8 protein-coding genes are annotated in these 6,889 nt (G+C 54.0%); 5 read left to right on the top strand and 3 right to left on the bottom strand.

The window, feature by feature from the left end:
- Together DT057_RS33340 and DT057_RS33345 are read right to left on the bottom strand one after the other, a co-directional pair.
- On the bottom strand, positions 1-697 hold a 697-nt coding region (locus DT057_RS33340), incomplete at its 3' end, for a hypothetical protein (protein ID WP_162501594.1).
- 14 nt (positions 698-711) lie between these two features.
- Complete coding sequence (locus DT057_RS33345; protein WP_128566312.1) at positions 712-936, bottom strand: hypothetical protein; 225 nt, start codon at positions 934-936, stop codon at positions 712-714.
- Between the two features lie 742 nt (positions 937-1,678).
- Between DT057_RS33345 and DT057_RS33350 the strand changes: the two genes are divergently transcribed.
- The 5 genes from DT057_RS33350 (at position 1,679) to DT057_RS33375 (ending at position 6,592) form a co-directional block, all read left to right on the top strand.
- Positions 1,679-1,969: a helix-turn-helix domain-containing protein gene (locus tag DT057_RS33350; RefSeq protein ID WP_128566313.1), complete on the top strand. Its 291-nt coding sequence runs from the start codon at positions 1,679-1,681 to the stop codon at positions 1,967-1,969.
- Positions 1,970-2,864: 895 nt separating this feature from the next.
- Positions 2,865-4,007, top strand: coding sequence for a phospholipase effector Tle1 domain-containing protein (locus DT057_RS33355; protein ID WP_128566314.1), 1,143 nt, complete (start codon positions 2,865-2,867; stop codon positions 4,005-4,007).
- Positions 4,008-4,904: 897 nt separating this feature from the next.
- Positions 4,905-5,051: a hypothetical protein gene (locus DT057_RS37095; protein WP_244937426.1), complete on the top strand. Its 147-nt coding sequence runs from the start codon at positions 4,905-4,907 to the stop codon at positions 5,049-5,051.
- A 679-nt stretch (positions 5,052-5,730) separates the two neighbouring features.
- Positions 5,731-5,946 carry a DUF6894 family protein gene (locus DT057_RS33370; protein WP_128566315.1) on the top strand — a complete coding sequence of 72 codons (216 nt, stop codon included), beginning with the start codon at positions 5,731-5,733 and terminating at the stop codon, positions 5,944-5,946.
- Positions 5,947-6,361: 415 nt separating this feature from the next.
- The gene (locus DT057_RS33375; RefSeq protein ID WP_238313821.1) at positions 6,362-6,592 is read left to right on the top strand and encodes a DUF6894 family protein; all 231 of its coding nucleotides are present in this window, start codon (positions 6,362-6,364) and stop codon (positions 6,590-6,592) included.
- A 152-nt stretch (positions 6,593-6,744) separates the two neighbouring features.
- On the opposite strand, the gene DT057_RS37635 is transcribed toward DT057_RS33375, so the two are convergent.
- On the bottom strand, positions 6,745-6,889 hold a 145-nt coding region (locus DT057_RS37635), incomplete at its 5' end, for a LuxR C-terminal-related transcriptional regulator (protein WP_162501595.1).

A 6,889-nucleotide genomic window follows, 5' to 3' on the forward strand; every position in this document is an offset into this window, starting at 1 on the left:
ACGCCGCGAGTACCGCAAGGATCGGATCAGGGGCGTGGCTGAAGTAGCGCCCCTCCACGCCAGCGAGATCGTCAGCCAGCGACCGAGCGATGAGGTCGAACGGCTCGGCGCAGGAGCCAACGCTGTCGGTCTGGAGCAACCGCGCCTTGGCACTCAGCCCCAGGATGGAGCGGGCACGGGCACTCGCCACGCGCTTGATGGCGGCGTCGCGCTGCCTCTCAAGCTCGGAGTAGCCGGGCGCATCTACAGCGTCGCCGTACTCCCCATCGTTCAGCAGGGCCTGCTGCGCCGCGTCGAGGTTGTTGAGGTCGGAGGCGGCGTCGAGCACCTCGGCATCCACGCGGGGCCAGGAGCGGGGTAATGCCGGGCGCTCGACGGTATCGGGCAAGTCGACCGGCTCACGATCGGCATCCCGCAGTCGGTCCCGATCCTCGCGCCAGTTCACACCGACCATGTCGAGGACGGTGACAGCACGGGTAGAGGGTTGAGGCAGGTGCCTGTGCCCTGGTTCGCGGAAGTGCCAGTCCCAGGCGACGTTCTCGCCCAGGATGAACCTCTCGGCGCCGCTGCCGAGGTGCGGGTACAACTCGGCGCAGAGGAGCCGGCGCTCGTAGAACAGCCAGGTGGCATAGTTGAGGAGAGCGATGCGCTCGACGGGCTCGGCCGCGGGCGGGAGGATGGGGCTGTGCGTGTTCATGGTGCTCGCCTCCATCACGACAGCCGAAGGGCGAAGCCGGCGCCCTGCTCGTCGAGGGCATCAAAGGCGGCGGCCTCCTCCGGGCCTAGGGCTGCGAAGTAGCGGCGCAGGCCGGCGCACAGTTCGACGATGGCGACGTCGGCCTCGGTGAGGTCGCGATCCACGACGCCGGCGACGAGGCCGCGGTGCGCCATCGAGGTTTGCCCCACGGTGGGGTAAACCTCCGGCAGCGTCTTCATCGCGCGGAGAGCGCTCGTGACGGGTCCCACCTGGGTATGAGGCAGGCGTGCTCGTTCACCCGCGAGAGCGGGCATGGTAATGCTCAAGGTAGCCATGGGACGTCCTTAGCCGACGTGGATGGTCAGGCCCGGCACAGCGTTTCCGAGGCGCCGTGTTGGGCCGCTTCGTCCTTGCGAAGTGACATCGTTTTACCTACAATGACGCCGCGCTGTCAACGTCATTGTAGGTAAAAGTTGGTATGGCTAAGACGCCCTCTCTCGGGGTCCGGGTACAACCGGAAACCAAAGCCGCCCTTGAGAAGGCCGCAAAGGACGATTTGCGCTCCGTCTCCTCGTTGATCGAGAAGGTCCTGATCGAGTGGCTCCGCACTAAGGGCTACCTGGCGTGACAGAGCGCGGCATTCTGAGCGCCTCTGCCGTCTGCATCTTGGCCACAGCCGCCTTGTGGCTGTTCGCGATGCCCGACGAGCCGACGCAAATTCCTCACACACGGTGGGTGGCTGCCACCCCAAGCATTTGGCTTGGCGGCGGCCCAAAAGGCCGCCGAATGAGACACGGGGGCTCACCCTTCGGCCAGACCAAGATCCGGGCGACCGTCAGCCCTAAACCTGTATCACATCCAGAATGCTAACATGTTCATGGTCACGTGCGGCAATCTGTTGCCGAATGCCGCAACAAGCCCTATGTTGCAGGCAAGTACGGCAATTTGCGGCTTGAAATCGCGTATCGAAAGTAATTGCTCATGCCATTTATCGATAATTTTCAGACACTTAGAGAGGGTGCCGGATTACGCAAGGCCGAGGTTGGCGAAGCGGCAAAGGTTTCAGCTGACACAATCACTCGCGTCGAGCGTCACAAGAATTCGTCTACGGAAACATTGGTCAAGCTTGTAAACGCCTTAAACGATCTCTACTACAACAAAAAAGGAATTCCTATAGATGCTTTTAAGGTAGTAACTCAGGATAGTAAATTTGGAGAGGGTAAAGAGAAGCCGCAAAGCCAGGTCATAAAATTCGGTAAAGTCGATGTTTAGATTTATCTCCAATTTTCTTAAGTTGAGACAAGCGGTTAAAGCGCAGGTTTCTCAAGCTGACCTGCAAAAGCAACTGCATGTCTTATACGAAGAGCGCGGCCGAGACGTGGTGCGCCGTTTTTCGCGTGGGAATATATCTTTGCAGTTCGGCAACTACATCACGGCAGCGGACATAGATAGAGTTTTTGGGGTGGCTCCTTGGCGTCGAGCGCAGTGATTATATTTGAATGGCTGATGTGCTCGGGGGGGAATGGTGGAAATATTTAGATTTGAGAAGCGTTTAGAGAAATTGCTCGCGCGATGGGAGGATATAGAACACTCTATCAAGCGCGCTGAATTACTCCAGGGACAGATAACTCTCCCCGCCATTAATGAGCTTCGTTATGCCGGCCGACACATCATACGTGCTATAAGTCAGCATAGAAAAACGGACAATACTAATACGTATGAAGATGCTCTTGTTTGCGCCGAGCAGTATTTGAACAATGCAGATAATGATATAATCGACTCAGTTGTTATGTACATCGGTTCGAGAGTAAACGAGCTAAACTTGAGGTTTGGCCGGCAAACGATAATAAGTTTATACAGCCCATATGCTGATCTACTGCAAACACTGAAGAGATGTGAAGAAAATATTTTGATGTCAAGGCGTGATGCTACGAACAGAGAATTTCTCTATAATGAAATGAAGAACCACGACATGCCGCGTTTGTTGAAGGGGTTTGATGATTTATTTGACGCAGATTTTATGATGACTATACAAATTCAAGAGGAGAAGAATAAGACGCTTCGCTTTAAGTATTATTTCTTTCTGACGACAATCATTTCAACTGTGTCGACGGCCATCGTTATAGTACTTGTCGCTCATATATTCATATAAATTGTGCGGCGACCGATGCGCCATATAGTTGTAACTATCGACGGAACAAGCAATTCGGCTGCACACGGATTCAAGGCTTACCAGACTAACGCATTTAGAGTAAATCAGGCTCTCACTCTCGAAGACCCAACAACAAGTAACGACATATTGCTGTTGTACTTTTCTGGCCCAGGCAGCCGCGACGTGCCAGACAAGTTGAAAAATCAAATATTCGGCACGGAGATCAAAGATATTTTGAGGGATGCATATGTTCAGTTATGCATGAACTATGCCGATCCAGCAGTCGATAAAATTTATATATTCGGATACTCGCGCGGTGCAATAATCGCCAAAGCACTAACTGGGATGATTAATCGGAGTGGTCTCCTCGGAAGACAGCATTTAAAGTTTTTAGAACATGCATACCAGTATTATATGACGCACGACCGTTCCCACGAAACTTTCTTCAGAGATAAAACGAGATCTGTCAAAATCGCTTTTGTGGGATTGTTCGATCCGGTACTCGGGCCCAAAAACAATTATACTAAAATTGGAATTCCTGAGTTAGTCCCCGACAACGTAGAGCATGCAGTTGAGTTGCTTGCAATAAATGAGCGTAGAAAGGCATTCAAGCCGCATATATGGCGTTTGCCAGATGACACATCCACCGTTTGGGACAAAAGTATCACTAGAAACGAAAATAGATCCTCAATCGGGAGGCTAGAGCAAATTTGGCTTCCAAGTTGTCACGGCGACATCGCAGACTACACATGTAGCAGTATATTGACAGATATAGCGCTTTTGACGATGCTTGAGCGCCTCGTAGGACGAACAGATGTGCACTTTAACAAATCATATGTTGAAGGTATTTATTATAAAATTCTCTCGGAAGAGGGTCGAGTTAAATTTACTGAGAATAGCCTCTGGCCTCGCAAGGAGCGTGTTATTCCGAGACTGGCTACATCATTTACACACCCGCTACATGATCTTTGTAATGAACATAAGATTTACATTGATGATTACGTGGGTACCTACCGGCGCTCAAAGAGACATAAAAAGACACTTGATGCTCTGAGCGAGTATAATTTTGATCTAAAAAAGATACTGCCCGACGTGAATGGGGATCCGAGAGAGCGTGTACTGGATTCGGTTAGGACAATGATTTCGCAAACACGGTAAGTTCCTGTTAAATTGTCTTAAATCATCGTCCACGTCTGTTCCGTGCGCACGCCTAAATTCCGTTTGTTGAGGTAGAATCGCGAACAGATCTGATTAAATTAAACTCGACCGAGACATTGGATGAGCTTAAAGGACATGGTGCCGAAAACGAGCCTTGCACGTCTCTGCTAGCAAATTCTCTTGAGCGGGTTTATTTCTCACCCAATATCTGATGCAATGCACCTAAATTATAGATGCGCGATGAGAGCAAAAATTGCCCGACTGCTGCTGCCTTAGAGACCGCGGGCCGGCCAGACTGCTGAGTGAAATGGTCGAGCCTGCGTCTGGCCGTTCTGAATGGCGCGTTCACGACTGAGTGTTACGAGGAGTGGTACCGTCTACACGGCATGCTCGACCGTGTAACGCTCGACAGCGCAGTTGATCCCAGTGTCGGTTGACCCGACATCCTCACCATCAGGTCGGCTGCTCGCTCTGCGCGGGCCTGGGTAGGCGGTAGAAGCCTGCGTCGGCGCATCCGGTTGCACAGGAGTGGCCTCTAGTTCGAATGGGTTGGCAGCGTTCGCATCACTGCACTTCTGCCGGAACATGCTCTCGCTACGGACTGCCCCTCCCTCCTGCCGGGTTGGGCCTGGAGGCCGGCCGGACGCCCGCTAGTTGCTCCTGCTATCCAAGGCCGAAGGGACAAACGGCATGGCGAAAACCTGCACAATGGGCGAGATGTTCAAGGCGAAGTTCCTGGCCGAGGACGAAGATCCTGGCGGCTGGCGAACACTGCCTCGACATCGGCGCCGCGGTCCTGGCGCATCCCTGGGCCCGAGAGATCCTGGCGCAGGAGGACGCGACGGCCGAGTTGAAGCGGGGAGCCGTGCGGACCGCCGTCCTGTTGGCGCGACCGGCGTGAACCTGGGCAAGCTGCGAGCCTGGGGCGAGACCACGGCGGCGGTGTTCTGCAACGGGCTCGACTGTCAGCACCACGCCGTCATCACGACTGATCCGTTCCCGGACCGGCTACCCTTCCCCGCGATGGCTAGGCGCCTGGTGTGATCGATATGCGGCGCGCGCGATCCCCGCGTCATGCGAGACATGCTCGCGCATTACGACAAGCTCTATCGTGAGCAGGGATGGGGCGGGCAGCTCGCTGGCCCCCTGCCGCCGGGCTATCGAGTGGTCGGGCGTGACGTGCCGTGGCCGGCGCCGAGGCGGTGATGTACGCTCTGTCGCATCAGCACCACTCAACGATTGGCAAGTACGACGCGGAGGGAGCTTGGGGCCGCTGTTATAGGCTGCCCCAACTTGAGCGGCGGGAACGAGCTAGAATGTGGAGAAAAGGGCGTCTCAGTGCGAAGCAGTTTTATCGCCTGATTGGCTGCCCGTTTGCAGATTGATTAGTTTCCTGATTATACCCGCAACATGGGAACGTATTGCTTCGTCCTGAGTATGGCTCGCACGAGCAGGAAATGTTGTAGTATGTACAGATAGGGCGGCCATCGAGCTAATCCTTTCGTCAAATTTAACATGTGTTTGCATAAAAATTAGCCTATCACCACTGGATGGTAAAGTGAAGTCCATACATTTAGATTACGCGCGGAAGCGAAGTTCCATGATTAACGCGTTAATATTTTAGCTTGGCAGGGCTGCGCGCGGGCTGGACGAGCGTAGTACGCCTACTACGTACGTCGTCCATCGCGGGCAGTTAAGTCGGGGCAACAAGGAGGGCATCGTCGTGCCTCGTTTCCACTTCGACCTCTTCGATGGGCGCACCTTCATTCATGACGACGAAGGTGTTGACGTGCCTGACTTGGGCGAGGCGCTTGAACAAGCGAAGATCGTAATTGCAGAAATGCGCGCGGACGACGAGCTGGTTGGCCTCGAAGGCGACTGGCAGCTCGTCGTGCGTTCCCAGGCTGGGACCGTGCTCGCAAGGATCCCAGTTGCGTAGCATCGTGTCAGGCGACCGACAAGACGGGCGATATCAACTACTCTTTCTATCGCCCTGCAAACTAATAACTTTTCTAATCAGATTGGCTACATGAGTACGGATCTTTTCGTTCTGCTCATGAGAACTGTCGCACAAGTCTTGCTTAAATACCCGAAAATGAGCCAGCATTTGTTTGAGCCTTCCACTTTTATAGTGTTGCGAATGTGGGCGATCACGACGCGAGCCGGCGCTATCAACCAAAGTGATAGGTCCGAAAGGTCGGGCTGCATGGCGATTGATAACATAGTACTAGCAGGTACGTTCCGTCGCACTCCCATTAAATAAATGTTAGGATTGATGCTATATCATCCGAATCACCTCAAGATCTTGCGCTGCAACGAAGCCTAGTTTCACGTGAACTTCCCGTGAAGCCAATTTGGAAGTCCACATGATTTGCCGCTTTTACTTCGATCTCGCTGACGGGCACACTGCCATACAAGATGAAGAAGGGGTGGAGGCCGACAATTACGATCAGGCTTTGCGGCAGGCGTCAGCTGAGATTGATGCCATGCACGTCCGCGGAGAAATGGCAGGCATTGCACCCTATTGGCAACTCGTGATCCGAGACGAAAACGGCACCATCCTGTCCAGCATTCCTCTGTCCTAGCTGATGCGATGTGGCGGACGCAGCATCCGCCGCTGTCGGCCGCGAAGCCTCCGGGTTCGCTTGATACATTTTCAAACCCGTCACCATCATATTACCTGCTCACTTCGCGCGGGATCGAGTACGCCGTAGAAAGCCTAAGTTACCGCATCCGGCTACGCCGGCGTGGCCTGCGGGCCGACAGAGCTTACCGTACTCACACTGAAATTCACTCCCCGCTCAAATGTACGCACAACCGCCTCTGTTCTATTTGTAACTCCTAGCCGTCTCATGATGTTGCGCACGTGCACCTTGACGGTG

The organism is Methylobacterium crusticola, from assembly GCF_003574465.1.
GTDB classification, from domain to species: domain Bacteria; phylum Pseudomonadota; class Alphaproteobacteria; order Rhizobiales; family Beijerinckiaceae; genus Methylobacterium; species Methylobacterium crusticola.